General features: G+C 54.4%; 18 protein-coding genes. 6 read left to right on the top strand and 12 right to left on the bottom strand.

Features of this window, described 5'->3' with window-relative positions; all coding sequences use genetic code 11:
• Positions 1-273: 273 nt before the first annotated feature.
• The 7 genes from BUB22_RS11715 to argB all read right to left on the bottom strand — a co-directional run bounded on the left by BUB22_RS11715 (position 274) and on the right by argB (position 8864).
• Positions 274-1560 (bottom strand): hypothetical protein, encoded by a 1287-nt coding sequence (locus BUB22_RS11715; protein WP_073115275.1) that lies wholly within the window; start codon positions 1558-1560, stop codon positions 274-276.
• A gap of 297 nt (positions 1561-1857) precedes the next feature.
• Positions 1858-2703 (bottom strand): NAD(+) diphosphatase, encoded by an 846-nt coding sequence (nudC, locus tag BUB22_RS11710; protein WP_073115274.1) that lies wholly within the window; start codon positions 2701-2703, stop codon positions 1858-1860.
• Positions 2704-2836: 133 nt separating this feature from the next.
• Positions 2837-4735 carry a biosynthetic arginine decarboxylase gene (gene speA, locus BUB22_RS11705; protein ID WP_073115273.1) on the bottom strand — a complete coding sequence of 633 codons (1899 nt, stop codon included), beginning with the start codon at positions 4733-4735 and terminating at the stop codon, positions 2837-2839.
• A gap of 13 nt (positions 4736-4748) precedes the next feature.
• Positions 4749-6023 carry a saccharopine dehydrogenase family protein gene (locus BUB22_RS11700; protein ID WP_073115272.1) on the bottom strand — a complete coding sequence of 425 codons (1275 nt, stop codon included), beginning with the start codon at positions 6021-6023 and terminating at the stop codon, positions 4749-4751.
• Positions 6024-6177: 154 nt separating this feature from the next.
• Positions 6178-6717 (bottom strand): rubrerythrin, encoded by a 540-nt coding sequence (rbr, locus tag BUB22_RS11695; protein ID WP_072812223.1) that lies wholly within the window; start codon positions 6715-6717, stop codon positions 6178-6180.
• 172 nt (positions 6718-6889) lie between these two features.
• Positions 6890-8092, bottom strand: coding sequence for an aspartate aminotransferase family protein (locus BUB22_RS11690; protein WP_073115271.1), 1203 nt, complete (start codon positions 8090-8092; stop codon positions 6890-6892).
• The gene (argB, locus tag BUB22_RS11685) at positions 8073-8864 is read right to left on the bottom strand and encodes an acetylglutamate kinase (protein ID WP_073115270.1); all 792 of its coding nucleotides are present in this window, start codon (positions 8862-8864) and stop codon (positions 8073-8075) included. Before argB ends, BUB22_RS11690 begins: the two co-directional genes overlap by 20 nt.
• 135 nt (positions 8865-8999) lie before the next feature.
• On the opposite strand from argB, the gene BUB22_RS11680 reads away from it, so the two are divergent.
• Positions 9000-9197 carry a ferredoxin gene (locus BUB22_RS11680; protein ID WP_073115269.1) on the top strand — a complete coding sequence of 66 codons (198 nt, stop codon included), beginning with the start codon at positions 9000-9002 and terminating at the stop codon, positions 9195-9197.
• Between the two features lie 170 nt (positions 9198-9367).
• Here BUB22_RS11680 and BUB22_RS11675 read toward each other — a convergent pair whose 3' ends face one another.
• The 4 genes from BUB22_RS11675 to BUB22_RS11660 form a co-directional block, all read right to left on the bottom strand.
• Positions 9368-10786, bottom strand: coding sequence for a LamG domain-containing protein (locus BUB22_RS11675; protein ID WP_073115268.1), 1419 nt, complete (start codon positions 10784-10786; stop codon positions 9368-9370).
• A complete protein-coding gene (locus BUB22_RS11670; protein ID WP_254794739.1) occupies positions 10783-11634 on the bottom strand; it encodes a TIGR02147 family protein in 852 nt (283 codons plus the stop codon). Before BUB22_RS11670 ends, BUB22_RS11675 begins: the two co-directional genes overlap by 4 nt.
• Positions 11635-11898: 264 nt before the next feature.
• Positions 11899-12828: a hypothetical protein gene (locus BUB22_RS11665; protein WP_073115267.1), complete on the bottom strand. Its 930-nt coding sequence runs from the start codon at positions 12826-12828 to the stop codon at positions 11899-11901.
• Between the two features lie 251 nt (positions 12829-13079).
• The gene (locus BUB22_RS11660) at positions 13080-15485 is read right to left on the bottom strand and encodes a Tex family protein (protein ID WP_073115266.1); all 2406 of its coding nucleotides are present in this window, start codon (positions 15483-15485) and stop codon (positions 13080-13082) included.
• A 254-nt stretch (positions 15486-15739) separates the two neighbouring features.
• Here BUB22_RS11660 and BUB22_RS11655 point away from each other — a divergent pair, with 254 nt between their 5' ends.
• Entirely contained in the window at positions 15740-16120 is a 381-nt protein-coding gene (locus BUB22_RS11655) for a hypothetical protein (RefSeq protein ID WP_073115265.1), read from the top strand.
• On the opposite strand, the gene BUB22_RS11650 is transcribed toward BUB22_RS11655, so the two are convergent.
• Entirely contained in the window at positions 16108-17058 is a 951-nt protein-coding gene (locus BUB22_RS11650; RefSeq protein WP_073115264.1) for a lysophospholipid acyltransferase family protein, read from the bottom strand. The genes BUB22_RS11655 and BUB22_RS11650 overlap by 13 nt on opposite strands.
• Before the next feature lie 163 nt (positions 17059-17221).
• Between BUB22_RS11650 and BUB22_RS11645 the strand changes: the two genes are divergently transcribed.
• From BUB22_RS11645 to putP, 4 genes are all read left to right on the top strand, one after another.
• Positions 17222-18055 carry a TIGR02147 family protein gene (locus tag BUB22_RS11645; protein WP_073115263.1) on the top strand — a complete coding sequence of 278 codons (834 nt, stop codon included), beginning with the start codon at positions 17222-17224 and terminating at the stop codon, positions 18053-18055.
• On the top strand, positions 18048-19283 hold the full coding sequence (locus BUB22_RS11640) for a hypothetical protein (protein ID WP_073115262.1): 1236 nt from the start codon (positions 18048-18050) through the stop codon (positions 19281-19283). Before BUB22_RS11645 ends, BUB22_RS11640 begins: the two co-directional genes overlap by 8 nt.
• Before the next feature lie 63 nt (positions 19284-19346).
• Positions 19347-20270: a cysteine synthase A gene (gene cysK, locus BUB22_RS11635; RefSeq protein ID WP_073115261.1), complete on the top strand. Its 924-nt coding sequence runs from the start codon at positions 19347-19349 to the stop codon at positions 20268-20270.
• Between the two features lie 53 nt (positions 20271-20323).
• Positions 20324-21865, top strand: a complete 1542-nt coding sequence (gene putP / locus BUB22_RS11630) for a sodium/proline symporter PutP (protein WP_073115260.1) — start codon at positions 20324-20326, stop codon at positions 21863-21865.
• Positions 21866-21936 lie beyond the last annotated feature (71 nt).

Genomic DNA, 21936 nt, shown 5'->3' with positions numbered 1-21936 from the left:
TATACCACTTAACAAGAAAAAAGGATATATTTTAACTTAACCGGTAATGAATATGGTTGTTCATGAACCCACTATTAAAAAACCTACAAATCCAAACTAAGCAATAGATTGCCGCGCCCTTCGGGCTCGCAATGACGTGCGGTTCAGATTGCTTCGCCCGCCCTTCGACAAGCTCAGGGACCTTAGCACATAATGACGCACAGGAGGCCTTTCCTAATTGCATATTTCGATTTCTGATTTTCATAGTTAAAACCTTCCTACTGTCTACTATCCTCAGAACACAAAGAACACAACGGCACCCGCACCAATCAGGCCACCGCCGATTCCGTAGAAAACGTTTCTCATCGTCTTTGCAGACTCGACCTTGTCCCACTGGTCGTCAAAATCCTTCTGGTTGTCAAACGTCGCTTCGTCGTATTTTTTACGTTCATCGCTTGCAACCATGTTCTCGTAGACGCCGACACCGACGCTTGCAAGCCCGAGCACCATCATGGCTATAGATACCGGTTTCGCTATCGCCGAGCGCTTTTCCTTGGCAGCGGCTGCACGGGCGGCTTCGTCAGTGGCTGCCTGCGCCATCTGTTGTTGGGCTACCGCCAGAGAATCGGCTCGCAGTTCTTCTGCCGTAGGCTTGGCGTTCTTTAGGTTATGCGTAATTTCGAGCCTATCCTTGTCGTTCCAATTCATCACCACCGTCTCACGGAATTCATCTTCGCCGACTTCCACCTTGGCGCAGATTGGCACGCGGCCCGTAAACGGGGTGCGCCCCGCCATGGTTCCGTTCACGAACACAGGCACTTCGCGGAACGCGCCCTTGTATTCCGTCGTCAGCGAAAAACTTCCCATCGCCGGATCTAACGAATTGTTCACCGTCACAGTCGTCCCGCTTTGCACGTTAACCTTAAATTTTTGCGGTTCGTAACAACGGTGTTCGAATTCGATTTCATGGATTCCCGGCGCAAGTTCCCATTCACCTCGTACATACTTGCGACCGTCCTTCTTGCTTTCGCCGTCTATCTTTATCACGAGTTCTGCCTCGTGCCCCACCTTGTCGGCAAGTACGGGTTGCATGTCCACCTTGCCAAGGGAACTGGCCAATATGCGCGAGAATAGCCCGTTCGACTTCTGACGGATTTCCACCTCCAGCGACTCGATGTCGGGAGCCTTGGTGCTGAAACTGCCCATAAGCTTGTTGCCCGCAGTCTCGTAGAGTTCGACGGTAATTGTCAGGTTATTTGCAAATCGGCCCACATGCCCCTGCGCTACAAAGTCCGCCGCAATGTTCTTGCCAGTCTCTACCAGACAACTGCCCTCGCAGTCTTCGACCGCCTTGCCAGGCGGGAGCATGACGCTGATGTTCTCGCGGGTCATAATGGTGTAGTTCTGCTCTGCAGGGAGCGCCTTCACCGCCTCGGAACGCAGCACGTCGGTCAGGTACTGCTTTTCTTCGAGGGTAAGAACATCCTTTGCGGCGGTAGTTTCCAGCACGGCCACGTGGGTGGCAAGAGCGGGGAAAACAAGCCCAACGGACAAAAAGAGCACTTTATGGATAAAGTTCATAATTTATTCTCAGTATTCTGTAATAGAAAAATGCGAACGCAAAAAATTGCGGCGCAATAAGGGGAAAACGAAATGTTGTCGGAAAAAACGAGAAAGTCTACATACTGCACAAATGAGCCCCCCCCCCCCCCTTATCGCACAGGAGGAACGGGCACGCGAATTCATGCAAACATATTGTTTCATATACTTAAATTTACACTCAAATAGATATAATGTCAATAGGGTAACGGCTTATTTGGCGAAACAAGCCTCCTTATTTCGCGTATTTCCCCATTATTCCATATTGGAATATTCAAGTTATTCCAGCGTAAATCCCCTGCGGAAGTTCTCAATGAGGCAGCAGCTGATGCTTACATCGGTCTCGTATTCGGGAATGTCTTCGCGCCTGACCCACATGGCTTCGGAGAGTTCTTCTTTTTGCATGTGGATAGTGTCGTCACCGTCGAGTTCGGCGGTAAAGCCCGCGATAAGCGAGTCGCTGAAGGGCCACGGCTGACTCCCGAAATAGCGGATATTTTTCACGCGGAGGCCAGCCTCTTCCAAAACTTCACGGTGAACCGCCTGTTCAAGACTCTCGCCCACTTCCACGAAACCCGAGATGAGAAAGAGTCGCGGGTTCGGGTTGTCGATGTTGTGCGCCATCAGGAGTTTGTCGCCATTGCGGACGGCCACAATCACGACCGGAGAGATGCGCGGGTACACGGTGTTCCTGCATTTAGGACAAACTACTGCGCGTTCCTTTTCGCTACGGGTCATTTCACTTCCGCAGCGGCCGCAGAACCTGTTGAGCGTTTCCCAGTGAGCGATGTGCGCGGCGGTAGCGCCACCCATGCGTAAAAGCGGGTCACCCATGTAACGATACGTGCGGGCCGGACAAAGGACATAATCATCCGACGCGTTTTCTACCAGTTCTTTCGAAACGCTGAAATCTGCCAGGAAATACGCCGCATCGTCAATGCTGAAAAGGTAATGGCACGGGATATTTCCTTGATTGAAATCTTCCACCTTGGGAATTTCAAAGGAATCGCCGTTCTTTTTGAGAAGGCTCTTATCCCCGAAAAAAACGACAAGAAAATCCGACGGTTTCGGGCTTTGCACCCGAAATTCGTTATGAAGCTTGTGAGGAGCGATTTCGTGAATCATGATCTAGTTGCTAGTCATTAGTTATTGGTCATTAGTTGTTAGATGCTAGTCATTAGCCATTGGTTTAGATAATCGCGCCTACGGCGCCTGAATAAATTCTATTGACCATTGACTAATAACCAATGACCATTTCCTATTCCAGATACGTGTACCCGTAAAGGCCGCCGCGGTAGATGTTCAGGAATTCCTTGCCTTCTTGCAGGCTAATCTTCCCTTCCTTCACGGAGCGCGACACCCAGTTTTCCATGGTGCGCACAAGGGCCTTGTCGCTGAAGTTCACGTAGTCGAGCACGTCTTCCACGGATTCGCCGTCAATCACCTTGTCGATTTCGTAGCCGCCCTTGTCGTTACATACGATGTGGACTGCGTTCGTATCGCCGAAGAGGTTGTGCAAGTCGCCGAGGATTTCCTGATAGGCGCCCACGAGGTAGACCGCGATGTAGTACGGCTCGCCGTTCTTGAGTTCATGCAGCGGGAGCGTGCGGCTCACGTCGCCACCGCGGACGAACATGTCGATTTTTCCGTCGGAGTCGCAAGTGACATCCTGGATGGTCGTCTCGACTGTGGGTTCCTCGTTCAGGCGCTGGATAGGCATGAGCGGGAAAACCTGGTCCACGCCCCAGCTGTCGGGCAGGCTCTGGAACAAACTGAAGTTGCAGAAATACTTCTGTGCGAGCAAGCGCGGGAGTTCGCTGAGTTCGTAAGGCGGATGGCGCAAGTCCTTCGCGAGCTGGTCCACCTTGCGCACGATGCTCCAGAACAGGCGTTCGCACATGGCGCGCGTCGGCAGGTCGTAATCGCCCACCTTGAAACCGTTCAGAACGTCATCGTTCAGCTGGATGGCATCGTGCCAGCTTTCGAGCAGGTTCTTCGGGGTAAGTCCCTTGTAAATGCCGTACAAATCCTTCAATGCATCGGGAGCGTCGTCGTCAATCTCGTGCGTATTCTCGTCGAAGAACGCCTGGCCGGCGGTTTCCAGCACGTTGAACACCAGAATGGAATGGTGCGCCGCAAGAGCGCGGCCCGATTCCGCAATGATGTTCGGGTGCGGCACGTCCCCGTTTTCACAGGCTTCGTACATGGCGTACACCACGTCGTTCGCGTATTCCTGAATGGAGTAGTTCACCGAGCTCGCGTTGGAACTGCGGGTGCCGTCGTAATCCACACCGAGACCGCCGCCCACGTCCACGAATTCAAGGCTCATGCCCATCTTGCGAATCTGCACATAGAACTGCGAGACTTCGCGCAGGCCCGATTTGATGTGGCGGATGTTCGTAATCTGGCTACCCAGGTGGAAGTGGATGAGCTTCATGCAGTCTTCCATCTTCTCCTGCTTGATGTAGTCCAGCGCTTCTAGCAGTTCGGAACTGTTGAGGCCGAACTTGCTGTGGTATCCGCCGGATTCTTCCCACTTGCCGCTGCCGGAGCTTGCCAGCTTGATGCGGATGCCGATGTTCGGGCGCACGCCGATACGGCGAGATAGTTCCACCACCAGGTGGAGCTCGTTCATCTTCTCGACGACGATGAAAATCTTCTTGCCCATCTTCTGCGCGAGGAGGGCAAGTTCAATGAAGTCCTCGTCCTTGTAGCCATTGCAGATAATCAGCGAATCAGGGTTGTCCATGTTCGCGAGCACCGCATGCAGTTCCGGCTTGGAACCGGCCTCGAGACCGATGTTGTATTTTTTGCCGTGGCTGACGATTTCTTCGAGCACGGCGCGTTGCTGGTTCACCTTAATCGGGAAAATGCTGTAGTAGCTCCCATTGAAACCGTATTCCTGACGGGACTTGTTGAAGCACTCGTTTATCTTCTCGATGCGGCTGTCCAGGATATCCGGGAAGCGCAGCAGCATCGGGGTGGAGACGTCGCGGAGCGAAAGTTCCTGCACGAGTTCGTACAGGTCGATGTCCGGACCGCCTTCCTTGAGCGGGTGAACCGTAGCGTGGCCCTTCTCGTTGATGTCGAAGAAGTTCACGCCCCAACCCTTGACATTGTACAAGTCGCGGGAATCGTCAATGCGCCATTTTTTCATTGCTCAGGTCTCTCTAGTCAACGAGAACGGGATTAAAGTTTTCCTTCCACGGGAGGCCGTACTTGGTGAGGGCTTCCATGAACGGATCCGGATCAAATTCTTCCACGGTATGCACGCCCGGCTTGTTCCACTTGCCGGTGAGCACCATCATGGCGCCGCACATGGCCGGAACGCCGGTCGTGTAGGCAATAGCCTGGCTGCCGAGTTCCTTGTAGCATTCCTGGTGGTCGCACACGTTGTAGAGGTAGTAGGTCTTCGGCTTGCCGTCCTTGGTGCCCTTGAAAATACAACCGATGTTCGTCTTGCCCACGGTGCGGGGGCCGAGGCTTGCCGGGTCCGGGAGGAGCGCCTTGAGGAACTGGATAGGAACGATTTCCTGGCCCTGGAACTTGATGGGCTGCGTGCTGAGCATGCCCACGTCTTCGAGGCAGCGCATGTGGTCGAGGTAGCTCTGGCCGAATGTCATGAAGAAGCGGATGCGCTTGACGCCCGGAATGTTCTGGGCCAGCGATTCGATTTCTTCGTGGTGCAGCAGGTACATGTCCTTCTTGCCCACTTCGTCAAACACGTATTCGCGCTTGATGCTCATGGCCGGAATTTCAACCCAGTGACCCTTGCCGTTCTCGTCGGTATCCCAGTAGCTGCCCGGGGCAGAAACTTCGCGCAGGTTGATTTCGGGGTTGAAGTTCGTCGCGAACTTGTAGCCGTGATCGCCACCGTTGCAGTCCAAAATGTCAATTTCTTCGATGGTGTCGAACTGGTGCTTGAGGGCGTAGGCGCAGTAGGCCTGGGAAACACCCGGGTCAAAGCCCGAGCCGAGCAACGCCGTGAGGCCGGCCTTTTCAAACTTTTCCTTGTAAGCCCACTGCCAGCTGTAGTCGAAGTAGGCGCTGAAGCCCTGTTCCTTGCAGCGCTTGTCGTAGACCTTGCGCCATTCCGGATCGTCGATGTTTTCGGGCTCGTAGTTCGCCGTGTCCATGTAGTTCACGCCGCATTCGAGGCAGGCGTCCATGATGGCGAGGTCCTGGTACGGGAGCGCGATGTTCATCACCAGGTCGGGCTTGTATTCCTTGATGAGCTTAGAGACATTTTCGGCCTTGTCCGCATCCACGGCGGCAGTCGTGATGACCGTCTTCGTGTTCGGGCGCAGTTCCTGAGCGAGCTTCTCGCAGTTTTCGCGGTGGCGGCTAGCGATGCAGATTTCGCTGAACACTTCGCTTGCCGTGCAGCACTTCTTGATAGCAACCGTGGCGACAGCGCCACAACCGATAATCAATGCTCTTGCCATTTTTTGTTTTTACCTCATTATGGAATTGTTAGCCCCATAAATTTAGAAAAAAAGAAACCCCCGGCCGAAACCGAGGGAAAAAAGGTCCGAAATGCATGAAGATCCCCGCCTTGCTTCGGCAATGCTCAGCACAAGCCGCGGGGATGACACCCTACTAATAATTTTCAGCGGTCACTTCGAAGAAGGACTGCGGGTGGGCGCACACCGGGCATGCGGCCGGAGCCTTGGTGCCCACGACGATGTGGCCGCAGTTGCGGCATTCCCACACCTTGACTTCGCTCTTTTCGAACACGGCGGCGGTTTCCACGTTCTTGAGGAGGGCGCGGTAGCGTTCTTCGTGGCGCTTTTCAATGGCGGCGACCATGCGGAACTTGTTGGCGAGAGCCTTGAAGCCTTCGGCCTCGGCGGTCTTCGCGAAGTCTTCGTACATGTCGGTCCATTCGTAGTTTTCGCCATCGGCGGCGGCCTTCAGGTTGGCAGCGGTATCGCCGATGCCTTCGAGTTCCTTGAACCACAGCTTGGCGTGTTCCTTCTCGTTGTCGGCGGTTTTCAGGAACAGTTCGGCGATCTGTTCGTAGCCTTCCTTCTTGGCGCAGCTAGCGAAGTAGGTGTACTTGTTGCGGGCCTGGGATTCGCCAGCGAAGGCGGCCTGGAGGTTCTTTTCGGTCTGGGTTCCGGCGTACTTGTTTGCCATATTGTATCCTTTTGTGAATTGTGTCTCTTTGTCCTACTAATGTAGATTATTTTGGCTCCAAAAAGCAACCAATTGATAAAATTAACGCGAAAACCGCAGCGAATTAAATTCGTTGCGGCTTTTTTCATGATTAGAAGATCCCCGACCAAGTCGGGGATGACAATACGGCGATTTACTTCGCAGCAGCTTCAAAAGCCTTGCCGAGCTTAGCGAGGGCCTCGTCGCATTCCGCGGCACTCACGTTCAGCGGCGGGAGCATACGAAGCACATTGCCCTTGGCGCTGAGCACCATGAGTTTTTCGTTGCGGGCCGCAGCAATGATGTTGCCCACCGGCATCGATTCGTCGAGTGCCACACCGAGAATCAGGCCTTCGCCGCGGATTTCCTTGGCGAAGCTGTACTTTTCCACAAGGGCAGCCAAACCGGCCTTCAGCTGGGCAGAGCGTTCGGCGACATTCTTCAACAGGCCCGGAATCTGCTTCACGACAGCGAGACCTGCAGCGCATGCAATCGGGTTACCGCCAAAAGTGGTACCGTGGTCACCGGCCTTGAGCTGGTCGGCAATCTTCTGGCGCAGCAGCACCGCACCGAGCGGGAGCCCGCCACCAATTCCCTTGGCAAGCGTTACGAGGTCCGGATTCAGGCCATACTTTTCAAAACCGCAGAAAGTTCCGAGACGGCCCATACCCGCCTGCACTTCGTCAACGATGACGAGGCAGCCGCATTCCTTTTGCAGGCTATTGATCGTTGCAACCATCTCCTTCGAAAGCGTCATCACGCCACCTTCGGCGGCCAGCGATTCCAGCATGATGGCACAGGTATTGCCATCCACCTCGGCCTTCAAGGCAGCGCAGTCGTTCCACGTGACGTGCACGAAGTCACCCGGCATGGAACCGAAGCCTTCCCTGATAGCCGGCTGGCCCGTCGCAGAAAGGGCGGCGTAGGTCCTTCCGTGGAAACTGTTCACGAACGTGATAATCTTCTGCCTGTTCTTTTCGCCCTTCCGGTCGAAGTACTTACGTGCGAACTTGATAGCGCCTTCGTTGGCTTCGGTACCGGAGTTGCAGAAGAACGCCTTGTCGAACTTGGTAATTTCAAGGAGGGCCTTGCCGAGTTCGATCTGCGGGTAGTTCGGGTAAAGGTTGCTGATATGGTTGAAGTGGTTCATCTGTTCCACCACAGCATCCTTAATCGCCTGGTTCTGGTGACCGAGCGCATTCACGGCGATACCCGCCACGAAGTCCAGGTACTTGTTTCCCTGGTCGTCATAGAGGTAAGAGCCCTCGCCCTTCACGAAGTTGATGTCTGCCTTGCCGTAGAGCGGCGCGATAATTTGTTTGTCCTGTTCGAGCAGGTTAGCGCAAGATTGTGCCATAGTTTAAATCTCCATTAATTTGTTTGCCAAAGTGTTCCGCGTCCTTCCAACCCACGATGTGGATGCTCTTGAGTCCTCGTCGGATCGACTTGAAACTCTCGCGGACTTTGGGAATCATACCGCCGGAGATGACGCCAGCTTCAATCAGCTTTTCGGCGTCCGCTTCGCTCAGTTCGGGAATTACATTCTTGTTTTCGTCCATCACGCCCGGCACGTCGCTCACCAGCACAAACTGATCGGCTTCGAGCGCCACAGCCAGTTCAGATGCGGCGGTGTCTGCGTTCACGTTCCAGCTCACGCCGTTACCGTTTGCGTCGGGGCCAATCGAAATCGGGCTTACCACGGGAACAAACCCCGCACCCCAGAGCGCGGTCACAATGCCCGGGTTCACCTTCTTGATTTCGCCCACCAGGCCAAGGTCCACCTTGCCCTGCTTCTTTTCGACCTGGAACAGGTTCGCGTCTACGCCCGAAATACCAACGGCACCACAGCCGTTGTTCAGGAGCATGCGCACGAGCTTCTTGTTCACGTGGCCAGAGAGGGTCATCTCGACCATCTTCATGATGCCGGGGGTCGTCACGCGCAGACCGTCGATGAATGTGGGTTGTTCCTTGAGCAAGGCGATATTCTCGTTGATATCCTTGCCACCGCCGTGAACCACGGCCACCTGACAGCCACTACCGGGGAGGGTAGAAACTGCCGACACAAAATCAGCCAGCTTGGCTTCGTCGATAGCCAGGCTGCCACCAATTTTTACAACCACTTTTTTCATCGCTCGGTTTGTTCCTCTCGAGTTTTGCCTTGCAAGGCAGTGAAATTACGCGCAAAAATAAAAAAAAGAGGCCGCAGCGGCAATGTTTTTATTATATTATACCCATAATTCAACCAAAGACACAAGAGGTATATTATGGCTATCACGAAAGTTTGGCTCGACGAATCCAACGACGAGTGCGTATCTTGCGGCGCTTGCGAAGCTACTTGCGACGCAGTGTTCGAAGTTCCCGAGAAGATGAAGGTCAAGGAAGGTGTTGACTATTCCGCTTACGAAAGCGAAATCAAGGACGCCGCTGACTCCTGCCCGGCCGGCGTGATCAAGTACGAGTAATACCGAAGGCGAGTGTCGCAGAAAAATGCTTGCATTTTTTTATGACCGAGCCGAGACATAGACGCCGTAGTGAAACGTAGGCGTCAATAATATTCGTACCCTGTTCAAGGCATTTTAAAGCCCCGTCTTCGTGACGGGGTTCTTTTTTTTGTAACTCTCCAAGAAAACGGTTATTCCGGTTTCAACGCCTCGTACTTCGCCCTTATCCACTCGGGGGTGCGGGCGCGGGTTTCGATGCTCACGCGGTCGATGACGCCGTTCCAGGTTTCTGTCCTGATTTCGTCGCCCCCCACGCGGAACGGGACACTGCGGTTCAATTCGTTCGGGACAAATTCCTGCGCTTCGCCCACGGGCCTGCCGTTCACGTACATGTTCACCATGTGGTCCTTTGACACTAGCGCGATGAACGCCCACTCGCCCACGGGGATACTGCTTGAATCACCGAAGAATACCGCCTCAGGATAGCTGGGCATGCTCTTCATCACGGCAAACGACCCGCTATTCACCTCGTAGTGCCACTGGAACCTTGAGGTAGAATCGCTCCAGTAGGCGCGCTGGCAGAACAGCACCTGATGCTCGCCGTTGGGGCCGTTCCACTTGGTCCACAGCGAAAGCGTGAAGTCGCCACCGGTCGGGTTTAGCGTATCGAGGTCGATATACTGGCCAGCACCGAGCAGCACGCCCTTGCCGCTCACGCCATCCACGTAATTCACACTGTCAGCCAGTCTGCCGTCGTGGTTGAACACGTACTCGTCGCCATTCATTTCGATATTCACGGTTGTCCAGCCGGTATCGGACCAGCGAACATAATCGGTATGGTAAGAGTTAAACCCGTACGCATCTGCAAGCAGGGACAGGTCAGGGTTCCAGAGGAATCCGTCATAGTTTTCAAGCTGAGGAAGGACAACGGTATCGCCCGCATCTTGTATGGTAAACGGAATGTAACCCAGTACGGAATCACTTTCCGAATAAATTAATTCTTCCTGCATTCCTGGCGGGATAGAATCAAAACTGAACGAGCCGTCTTCCTGTATGTCGGCGCTAAGATGCGTCCCGCCGATGTGAACCTTGCCCGAAGTCACACCGGACATGCTCCCGCGCAGGGCCTTGCGCGAACCGACACGAACCTCAGTCGCCTTTCCACTCGGCGGGAGCGAGATCCCCGAAAGGGAACCCGACCGTGCATACAGATAAACACCCGCAAACGCATTTACCACGCCCTTTGCAGAATCCGCATACTGGATGACAGTCGTCCGCCCGTTTTGCAGGTAACCGTGCATGTCATTACTTGCGACCTTGAATTCGAACTGCGCATTCGAATCGGCAACAGCATCCAGAGAATCCTCAATCGCATAACCGTTATCCCAGTACAGCGTGAGCCGTGCGGCAGGCATCCTGTTGCCCTGCATGTCGACAACGGTCCCCGCAATCTTTGTCGTATCCGGTTCACGCGCAATAGAGTTCCCGATATCGGTCACGCCGCCCGCAACGTCGTCGCCGTTCGAGCAGGCAAAAAACGCAAGGGAAGCGGCAAGGGCAAGCGCCCATACTTGGCAAGGCTTTTTAAGACAAACTATCAAGCGATTCATCCTTCGGCCTCCTTCCCCACCTTCTTGCTCATCGGGAACGCCACGAGCATCATCTCGTAAACGCGTTCCACGTTCGTGTCGTTGGACGCACGGGCAATAATCTTCTTGCGGGCTTCTTCGAGGACTTCCACAGCATAATTATAGGAACTTTCACTCATGGCAAGCGTCGTGAAGGCGGCAAAGCGCTCGTCCTTCGGCATGGACTCCACCGCGCCTATCGCATGCTGGATATACTCGCGACGAATCTGCCGGAGGGCAATCGGCGGAATTTCTGCAGCATCGAGCATCTGCGAGGTCTGCACGTAACGTTCGCCCTCCTTTTTCAGGAGGCCCCATTCCAGCAGGTTCTTCACCGCATCGCGCGCCTCTTCCGTAGTTATCTGCGGGGTAAGCGAGCGGGCCAACACGCGGTAGTCGCCGTGCCACTGCGTATCCGCCGCAAGTTCACGAATTACCGGGTAGTACCACTTGCTGAAGTAGGCCTGCTCGCGCGTGGTGATGTGCGTGAATTCTATCTGCTTGCGGATTTGCAGAATCTGCTTCCAGGCCTGGTCGCGCTCGTCCACCTGCTGCGCCTGGTTGTACTGCACCAGCGCCTCGAAGTATTCCTTTTGCAGGGGCTCGAAATCCATCGCCTTCGAAATCTTCTCGATAGATTTCGGCGTGAGGTTGAACCGCCCGCGAATCACGTTCAGGCAGTACGAGGAACTGCTGAACCCCGCCTTCGCCGCAAAGAAACGGTGCGAAAACACGGAGCGCATTTTCTTCTGCTCTTCGAAATAGTCCTGCATGAACTTGCGGAAGTCATCGTAGTCAAAAAGATGTTCCAGCGCGATACTCATGCCCATAAACTACATTATTTTTACACAAAAATGCAGTTTTTGATTAAAAAAGCGTGTAAAACGTGTTTAAATCACAAATTTTTGCTACACAGCGTCAAAAACTAAGATCCCCGACCACGTCGGGGATGACGACAGGATGACGACAGGAAAACTAAGATCCCCGATCAAGTCGGGGATGACGACAGGAAAACCAAAGATCCCCGACCAGGTCGGGGATGACGACAGGAAAACCAAGATCCCCGACCAGGTCGGGGATGACCACAGGAAAAATTATGCGACCTGGCGGAGGGTGAAGACGACGGAAGCGGGCCGTCCCTCTTCGTCCCTCTCGACAAGGATAAACGAGAGCTGTACCCTGCCGTGCAACTTGCCGTGGCATTCCGCGAAAATCAGGCTCTGTTGGTCCAGGCGAGCCGGCAACGTTTTCAAGTCCAGGAATTCGAGCATCTGCAGCTTGTCCTCGGTCTCGACAAGCGCAAAGACAGCGCGCTCGATGTTTGTCGCCAGGTTGTCCTCGTCACGAACGACATCCGAGACAAAGGGGTCGCGCTGCACCACTTCGTACGTATCATTCTTCAAGTCGACAACATACACGCATTGGTAAAGCGAGGTAATCGCGCGCGTGACTCGGTCCTTGTGTTCCTCGTCGCGGTACTTCTGGTCAAGCACGATATTGCTGGTATAGATGCTCCTGAAGTGATTAGATATGCGGTTGCACAGATAATAGCCCGCCATTCCAATCGCGATGGATTCAATCGTATAGCCGCCCATCACCGCAATGAACCAATCCAGCGGCTCATGGAAATCACTACGGACCAGGGAGCGAAAATCACTCACCAGCACGTTAGACACAAGAATCATCGCATAGTTCAAGGCAACGCTGATAAGGTAAATTTTCTTTTCGCAATAGAACAGACTCACCATGGGCACAAGCGCGTAGGTAATATAGACACCCACCTTCGCCGTACACATGAACGTGAGGACCCCCATAAAGCCAACCAGCCCCCAAAAAACGGTCCACAGGCTAAGCGGGAAGTAGCGGTTCAGGATTTTTTGACCAAACGAAAGAATAATGAGGGCCAAGCTCATCAGTACACACGACGAATACGAAACGTCACAGTAACCCAGGAAACGGTCAAGCGCGATGGCCGGGCCCGCAAAGGCGCAGAAGAACAGAATCTTGGCCATAGACTCGTTCATCGAACGTCTATTCTTTAGAACAAAATCTCTATACCTATTGATTCCGCTATCTTGCACTGGCATAAATCTCCGCTTTCAGTACAAGATAAAATAATCAAAATAAAGTTCAATAGAGCGCAATGCAAATAATTTGTAAGAAAAAAGTTTACTTTGCGACGAGAAAATAATTTTTTGATATGAAAAAGCCCCGCACAAGGCGGGGCTGAATTTGAATGGGAGATCCCCGCCTGCGCGGGGATGACAGAACCAAACTATCTACCCCTCTTCATCTGCTTCAGGAGGGCGCTCATTTTCGGGGGCTGGGCAACCACGTTCTTCTTGGGAGCAAAACCCGGGCGATCCTTGCCCGCAATCTTGTTCTTGAGGTCAGCGATGGTCGCATGGCCCTGGATGCCGCCCTGCGGGCGGGCATTGCCGCGAGCACCATCGCGGCCGCGGCCACCGAAACCACCACGAGGACCGCCGACACGCTGGCCGCGAGGGCCACTCACGCCCGCGCCGGCAACACCGTCGGTAGATTCCTGCTTCATCGAGAGGCTGATACGCTTCTGGTTCGCATCCACGGCAACAACGCGCACCTTCACCACATCGCCCACAGTCAGGACTTCCTTCGCATCGGTCACGTACTTGTCGCTGATTTCAGAAATATGCACGAGGCCATCCTGGTGAACGCCAATGTCCACGAACGCGCCGAAGTTCGCCACGTTCGTGACCACGCCTTCCATCCAGCTGCCCGTAACGAGGTCGTTGATGGTCTTGATGCGGTCATCGAATTTCGCGTAGCGGAATTCCTTACGCGGGTCGCGGCTCGGCTTCTGCAGTTCCTTCACGATATCGTCGAGGGTAGCCTTACCCACCTCGTCGGAGAGGAACTCATCGACCTTGATAGCCTTCACCGCTTCGGCATTGCCCACTATATCCTTCACCGGAACACCCACCTTCTCGGCCATCTGTTCCACGAGGGCGTAGTTTTCGGGGTGAACCGCGGAATCGTCCAGCGGGTTTTCGGCACCCGGAATGCGCATAAAGCCCGCCGCCTGCTCGAAGGCCTTCGGACCGAAGCCCTTCACCTTCTTCAGGTCTTCACGGCTGGCAAACGCGCCGTTCTCTTCGCGGTACTTCACGATGGCTTCCGAAAGCGTATTGCTGAGGCCCGCCACATGGGCAAGGAGCGGAGCGGATGCGCTGTTCACGTCCACACCCACCATGTTCACGCAGCTTTCCACCACTTCGTCGAGGCGCTTCTTGAGTTCGCGCTGGTTCACGTCGTGCTGGTACTGGCCCACGCCGATAGACTGCGGGTCCACCTTCACAAGTTCGGCCAGCGGGTCCTGCAGGCGGCGGCCAATCGAAATCGCGCCGCGGGTCGTCACGTCTTCCTTCGGGAATTCCTGGATGGCAATCATGCTTGCGCTGTAAACGGAAGCACCGGCTTCGCTCACGATAACGCGCGGCGGAACCTTGCCCTTGAACTTGAGGGCCATCTCGCCACAGAAGGCGTCGGTCTCGCGGCTCGCGGTTCCGTTACCGATGGCGATGAGGTCAATCTTGTACTTGTCGATGAGCTGCATCAGGTACACAGCGGCACCGGCCTTGTCGTTCCACGGTTCATGCGGCTTGATAATGCCATGATCCATGAACTTGCCGTTTTCGTCGAGCACAGCCACCTTGCAGCCCGTACGGAAACCCGGGTCGAGAGCGAGCACGGCCTTGTGACCGGCAGGGGCGGCAAGCAGAACGTCTTGCAGGTTCTTGCTGAACACCTTGAAGGCTTCCTCTTCGGCGGCGTCCTTGAGCATCAGGCGCACTTCGCTTTCCATGCTCGGCTGCAGCAGGCGTTCCCAGGCGTCCTGGCACATGGCCTCCAGGTACGGAGTCCAGGTCGTTTCGCCCTTGATAATCTGGGTCTTGAGGTAGCCGACCATTTCGTCGTTCGGCACTTCGATGGTGAGGCGCAGCACCTTCTCCTTTTCGCCACGGCGGAGCGCAAGCATGCGGTGGCTCGGAATCTTGCTGACCGGCTCGCTGAAGTCGTAATAGTCCTTGAACTTTGTCTCCTGCTTCTCGAAATCCTTCTTGACCTTGGAAACCATCACGCCGGTTTTCTCCATCTTGGCACGGAGGTACTGGCGGAATTCGGTATTGTCGGCAACCTCTTCGGCGAGAATGTCGGCGGCACCCTTGAGGGCGGCCTTCGGGTCGGCGAGGCCCTTCTCCTCGGAGAGGTAGATGCGGGCGATTTCTTCGGCGGTGTTGCCGGTATTTTCCTGTGCCCACATCAGGCGAGCCAGCGGTTCAAGACCGAGTTCCTTCGCGATGGTCGCGCGGGTGCGCTTCTTGGGCTTGTACGGGGCGTAAATATCTTCGAGGAGAGTCTTGTCCTTGCAGGCCTCGATCTGGGCCTTGAGTTCGGGAGTGAGCTTGCCCTGTTCCTCGATGCTCTTGAGCACCGTTTCCTTACGGTCGGCAAGTTCTTGCAGATAGTCGCGACGGTGGCTGATGTCGCGCAGTTCAATTTCGTTCAGCGTACCCGTCTGGTCCTTGCGGTAGCGGGCGATAAAGGGGACCGTGCCCCCCTGGTCCATGAGTTCAAGCGCCTTAGCGACGCGCCATACTTCGAGCTTCAGTTCTTCGGCAATAATTGCGGAAAAATCCATGTTCTATTCCTATATGTAGATTTTTAGGGTCATAAATGCCCTGGGTTGACAAAGGCGGAATATAGCAAATGAAAATGTCAGTTTTATGACAGAAAAGGCCTTTTTACAAGAAGCATTTTTTGCCACGCACCGTCAAAGCAGCCCTATTTCGTTGAATATCAACGTTTTAGCCCGATTGTGAAAAATCCCACACAACATTACCACAACCGGAAAATTTTTGGTATTTTAAGGAAGACGTCCAACAGGAGTTCCGGATGAAAAGACTTATCGCCATCGCCATGTGCGCAATTTTTGCGGGGTGCCTAGAGCCCCAGCAGGTCAAGGTAGAAATACCTGCCCAGGAGACGCATGCCAAGGCGGAGTCCGTTTTCGACAGCGGCCTGGGTTGGACCCCGGTAAAGACGGTCAAGGTTTTCACGCTCGGCGAAAAGAAGGTCGAGGTGGAACAGATTGCCGTAAGCAGCAAGCAGGATATCGACAGGGCCCTGAAGGAAGGCGTCAAGCACTGGATTACGGACTCAATCTTTATACACGAATCCGCAGACTTTATACTCATCCGCGAATACAGGCGCGACGCTCCACGGTTCTACGAATACCCGCGCAGCCAGTTCGTATTCGAGTTTCAGCCCAAGTAGATTTCGGGATTTTTAGAATAGAACCTGCGATGAGTCCAGCCGTACCAGAGGGCTGGATTTTCTTTTATGCGGGATTCGAGCCAGGCGTTGAAGGCGGGCATGATATCGCCGGGCTTTGAATTATTGCAGGCGCCGGAATTATTGCGGGCATCGGAATTATTGCGGGTATCGGATGCGCGGGGCAGTTCAATCGCATGGAGAACGCAGGCTCCGCTCGTTTTAAACTGTCCGCGGCAATCTTCCAGCCAGCAGATATACACGGGAGTCTCGGGGCGGTGCCGGAGCAAAAAGTCCGGAAGCGGGTTGTTGCGCACGAGCCTGTGCAGGAACTCGCCCTCGAGCGCGCTCGGGATTCTGCTATCCTGGTCGGCCAGCAGACAAACTAACTTCCCGTCATCAAGCAGGCGCAAAAACTCCCGCGGGGTGCACGCATCTACACCGTAGGGGCGACCATCGACGGCCCGAATTCGTTTATCCAGAATGCGATTGAGCCACGCGGGCCTTAGCGGGATGTAGCTTGCCACCAGCGGGATTCCGAGGCGACAGAGCCACGGGCCTATCGCCTCGTAGTTCCCGAAATGCGCCGTAAGAAAAATTCCGCCGGCACGCATTTTCTTAAGAACCGGGGCGGAACCTTCCGCGAGGGCGAAGTTCCAGCCGTCGATGCGGCGAGGATATGCGGAAAGTTCGCGGGGCAACTTCTTGAACGAGCCAAACCGGAAAAGGATTTCGCCCGCATGGCGCGTGAGGTTGCAGATGAGCGTGCGGTAGAACGTTCCCGGCTGGGAAATGCGCAGCGGGCTCCCTTCACGGGGTTCCGCGCCATCCACGTGTCGCAAGTTCGCGTAAACCGTTCCCTTTTTCCACCCGCAGGCACAAAGCACGAAACCGGCGGTTCGCGCGAACACTTTCGACATGATGGAACGGAGTACGGGCATATTCGTACAAAATATACTTAAAATTTCATATGATACGCGCCGTATCATTCCCATAAAAATATTGAAAATTTTTGTCTAAAAATTCAGTTTTTATCTAAAATTTCTCACTTTTGTATCATTCCAAGTATTGCTTTTTCAAATTTCAGAAGATAAATTTATAGATATGAAACCGATAACCGAATACAAGGACTACCGCAAGTTCATGCAGGACTTCTACGACGAGCGCAAGCGCACGGGCGCGTTCTCGTGGAGGGAATTCTCGAAACTTGCGGGGTTCGCCTCCCCCACCTACCTCAAACTGGTATGCGAAGGGAAAAGCGGTCTGAGCAAGGTCAAGATGTTACAGGTTTCCAAGGCAATGGGGCTCACCGGTTACGAGGAGGAATACTTCTCGCTGCTCGTGACACTTGCCAAGGCAACCAAGGATGCCGACAAGAAGGCAACGCTGCTCAAACTGGAAAAGATTGCAGTCGAGCACAAGGTGCGCGTTGTCGATAGCGAAGCCTTCCAGTATTACGAATCCTGGAAGTACCCGGTAATCCGTGAACTCGCCCCGATGATGCCCGGAGCACAGCCGCGAAAGATTGCCGACGAGTGCAAGGAATATGTTTCCGCCGAAGAGGTCCGCGACATACTCGCCTTCCTGGTGAAAGCAGGGTTCCTGAAGAAGGACGGCGAGAAGGCCTATTCACAGACCGAGAAGGCCGTCATCGGCTCGGCAGAAGCGCAACCGATTGCCATCCGCGCCATGCACAAGGAAATGGGCAACATGGCCGTGCGTGCGGTAGACCGTTACAGCGCAAGCGAGCGGTACTTTACCGGAATGACCATCGGCGTCAACGAAAACAACTACGCGCGCATCGTCGCCGAGATTGATGCCTGCGCCAAGAAAATCGCCGCCATCGCAAACGAGGGCGGCAAACTGGACCAGGTCTATGGCCTGAACTTTCAACTTTTCCCGTTTACAAACAAGATAGGAGGAGAGAACCATGCTTAACCTCAAGAAGAATCTCTATATCGCAGGCGCGTTCGCCCTTTGCGCTCTGGCAGCCTGCTCTTCGGATAACCCCTCTTCGGCGGGCTCCACGACCATGCCGAACGCGACTGCCGAAAACAGCAGTTCTTCGGAAGAAGTCGCCAGCAGTTCCTCCATAAATTCTTTCGTTCCAGGTAAAGACATCGTCTTCACGACCGCCGCCACATCGGTAAAGAAGTTTGCACAAGGCGAAGTCACCGTCTACGGCAAGGAAAACGGAGCCGAAGCGACCTGTTCCGCAGGCAAGTACGCCAGCACGAAGGAATACCTAGCGAGAATCAGCATTGCCGACGGTGAAACCATGGAACGGACAATATGGTTACACAACTTCGGAAGCGCCTGCGACAACATCTACAAGGCTTTCCAGGAATCGTGCAATTCCGGCTTGGTGGATGCCGCACCGGATGCGGTATGTAGCGGGAACGGAAACTTAAAGGCCTTCTGCTACGCTTCCAAAACTGATTCCGTTAGGACATGCAATGCAAGAGGTGAATGTGTCACAGCAGGGCCGGATTCCACAATCAGTTTCGACACGCTTCTTGAAAGTTTCACCAAGGAATCCAACGATATCTGCGGCACCATCGCCGACGGCGTAGACACAACAGAATACGACATTCCAAAATCGGAACCCGACAGCAGTATCAAGGCAAATTCCAGCAGGGTATTCATCCTTGAGCCTAATACAGATAAACTAGATGTTACCGATGAAGAACGCGTGGTTCTGGACAGTCTTGCAGCGGCTTTCCCGGAAAAACGCAAGATAGACAAAATCGACGGCATGACCATTTTTATCAACGACGATGCCGAATACTACTTCACGACGGAAGGCAAGAAATTCATCCTTGACGAAGGGGACAACACCTGTACCGGAAGCATATATGCAGATGAACTTGGAGTAAAACGCTCCGTATCAAAACACGGAGACTGGAGTTCAACCAAGACGACAACCCTCCTGGTACCCGACATCGGAATTGTATACCTGGTCAATGACGGCACAGGTTCGGCCAAGGAAGTTTTCCAGGCAGAATGCGAAGCGACAAACGGCTCTTATTACGAATATATTGAGAAGGCATTTGGATGTGCCGTAAAGAACTTCACGGGAATCCCGTTCGCAACCATCGTAAGCGAACAGGAAACCATGAGTAGGAACAATTTCAATATTCTTCCGGAATTCACTCCGCGAAACTAGAACGCACTAAAAATTATACTAGATTGTTATCCGTTGCGGCACCTGTCGCGACGGAGTTTTTTTATGGCAATTTTCAATAGCATTCTCGAAACTATCGGCAACACACCGCTCGTACGCATCAACAAGTTGAACAAGGGCGGGGCCGAAGTCTACGTAAAACTCGAAAGTTTCAACCCGCTCGGAAGCGCGAAGGACCGCGTGGCGTTCAACATGATTGAACGCGCCGAAAAGGAGGGCAAGCTCAAGCCGGGCGCGCTCATCATCGAGCCGACCAGCGGCAATACGGGCGTGGGCCTTGCCTACGTAGGGGCCGTGAAGGGCTACAAGGTGGTGCTTACGATGCCCGATTCCATGAGCATGGAACGCAGGCTGCTATTGAAGGCGCTTGGGGCCGAGGTCGTGCTGACCGAAGGCGCGAAGGGCATGGCAGGCTGCATCGAGAAGGCAAACGAGATTGCGGCGCAGAACCCGGGAAGTTTCATTCCGCAGCAGTTCGAGAACCCGGCGAACCCGGAAGCACACTACCTCACGACGGGCCCTGAAATCTGGCGCGATACCGAAGGCAAGGTGGACGTGTTCATCGCGACGGCGGGTACCGGCGGAACCGTGAGCGGAACAGCGAAGTTCCTCAAGGAAAAGAACCCGAACGTTTATGTAATCGCCATCGAGCCCGATGATTCCCCGATGATTTCGAAGGGCGTGGCGGGTCCGCACAAGATACAGGGAATCGGTGCGAACTTTATCCCGAAAATCTACGACCCGAAGGTGGTCGACGAGGTGTACCTCACCAGCACGGAGAAGGCGGGGAACGCGGCCCGCGCGGCAGCAAGCGAAGAAGGCATCTTTGTCGGGATTTCGTCCGGAGCGGCTCTGGAATGCGCGTTGACGGTCGCCAAGCGCCCCGAATTCAAGGGCAAGCGAATCGTCGCGCTCCTCCCCGACACAGGCGAACGCTACCTAAGCACCTGGCTCTGGACGGAAAAGTAGCCTGTATAGTTATATTTCAATAAACAAGTATTCGAAAATAGGAGATTCACCAAATGGTCATTACCGTATTTATCCTGTACCTGCTGATGATGCTCGGTATCGGATTCTACTTTTCCAAGAAGGCGAACAGCCTGAACGCCTACTACCTGGGCAACCGCGGCATGAACAAGTGGGTCGTGGCCATGTCCGCACAGGCCTCCGACATGAGCGGCTGGCTCTTGATGGGCCTCCCGGGCGCCATCTTCGTGAGCGGTTTTTCCGAAGCGTGGATTGGCATCGGCCTCGTCATCGGTACGTACCTCAACTGGAAAATCGTGGGTCGCAGGCTCCGCAAGTACAGCCACTTCTGCGGCGACTCCATCACGCTGCCCGACTTCTTTGCAAACCGTTTCCGCGACAACAAGGGAATCATCCGCGTCATCGCCTCGATTTTCATTCTCGCGTTCTTCCTGTTCTACACCGTGTCTGGCTTTGTCGCTAGTGCGAAACTCTTCGGCACCATCTTCAACATGAACTACACCACGGGCCTTATCATCGGAGCGGTCGTCGTAGTGAGTTACACCTTCATGGGCGGTTTCTTCGCCGTGTGCTGGACCGACTTTGTTCAGGCGACCATGATGCTCATCGCCGTCATCGCCATTCCCTCGATTATCATGGCAGGTTCGGGCGGTTTTGCAGCCACCATGGATGCGGTGAACGCGCAGAACCCCTACCTGATGAGCCTGTTCACCAACGCCACCACCGGCAAGTCCATCGGGCTGATTGCGTTGATTTCTAGCCTCGCGTGGGGCCTCGGCTACTTCGGCATGCCGCACATCCTGGTGCGCTTCATGAGCATCAAGAACGCCGAAGACATCAAGTTCTCCCGCCGTGTCGCCATGACCTGGGTCACCATCTGCCTTGGTGCCGCCATCATGATTGCCATTCTCGGTCGCTACTACGTGGAAGCGAACGGCATTACCGTCGCCGACCCGGAACGCATCTTCATGATTCTCTGCCAAGCGCTCTGCCATCCGGCTGTCGCCGCCATTCTCATGGCCGCTATCCTTGCCGCCATCATGAGTACGGCCGACTCGCAGTTGCTGGTTTCGGCTTCCGCTTTCAGTAACGACCTCTACAAGCACCTGTTCCGCAAGAATGCGAGCAACAAGGAAGTCATGTGGGTGAGCCGCGGCGTCGTGGTGCTCATTACGGTTATCGCGGTCATTGTCGCCATGCAGGGGGCGCCCGGCGCCAACGGCGCTGCACAGGGCAAGAGCTTCCTCGACGTGGTGATGAGCCTCGTGAGCTTTGCCTGGGGCGGTTTCGGCGCCACCTTCGGCCCGATTATGCTCCTTGCCCTGTTCTGGAAGCGTACCACGCTTCCGGGCGCCATCGCGGGCATGCTCGTCGGCGGTATCACCACCTTCGTGTGGAAGTTCTACCTCTCCGGATTCTCCGCCGAAATCTTCCAGATTTACGAGCTGGTGCCCGGCTTCGTGCTTAGCTTTGCGACCATCGTGATCGTGAGCCTCTGCACCAAGGCCCCCAGCAAGGAAATCCAAGACGAGTTCGATGCTGTTGAACACACTCGCCTGAGCGATATGAAGCTGTAATCCACCGAAAAGGCTTTAGCATTTATTTCATTTGAAAAACACCCTGCGTAAAAGCAGGGTGTTTTGTTTTT

This window comes from Fibrobacter sp. UWCM (assembly GCF_900129735.1).
Classification (GTDB): Bacteria; Fibrobacterota; Fibrobacteria; order Fibrobacterales; family Fibrobacteraceae; genus Fibrobacter.
The sequence above is the reverse complement of the archived record's forward strand: the minus strand, read 5'-3'. Positions and strand labels throughout refer to the sequence as shown.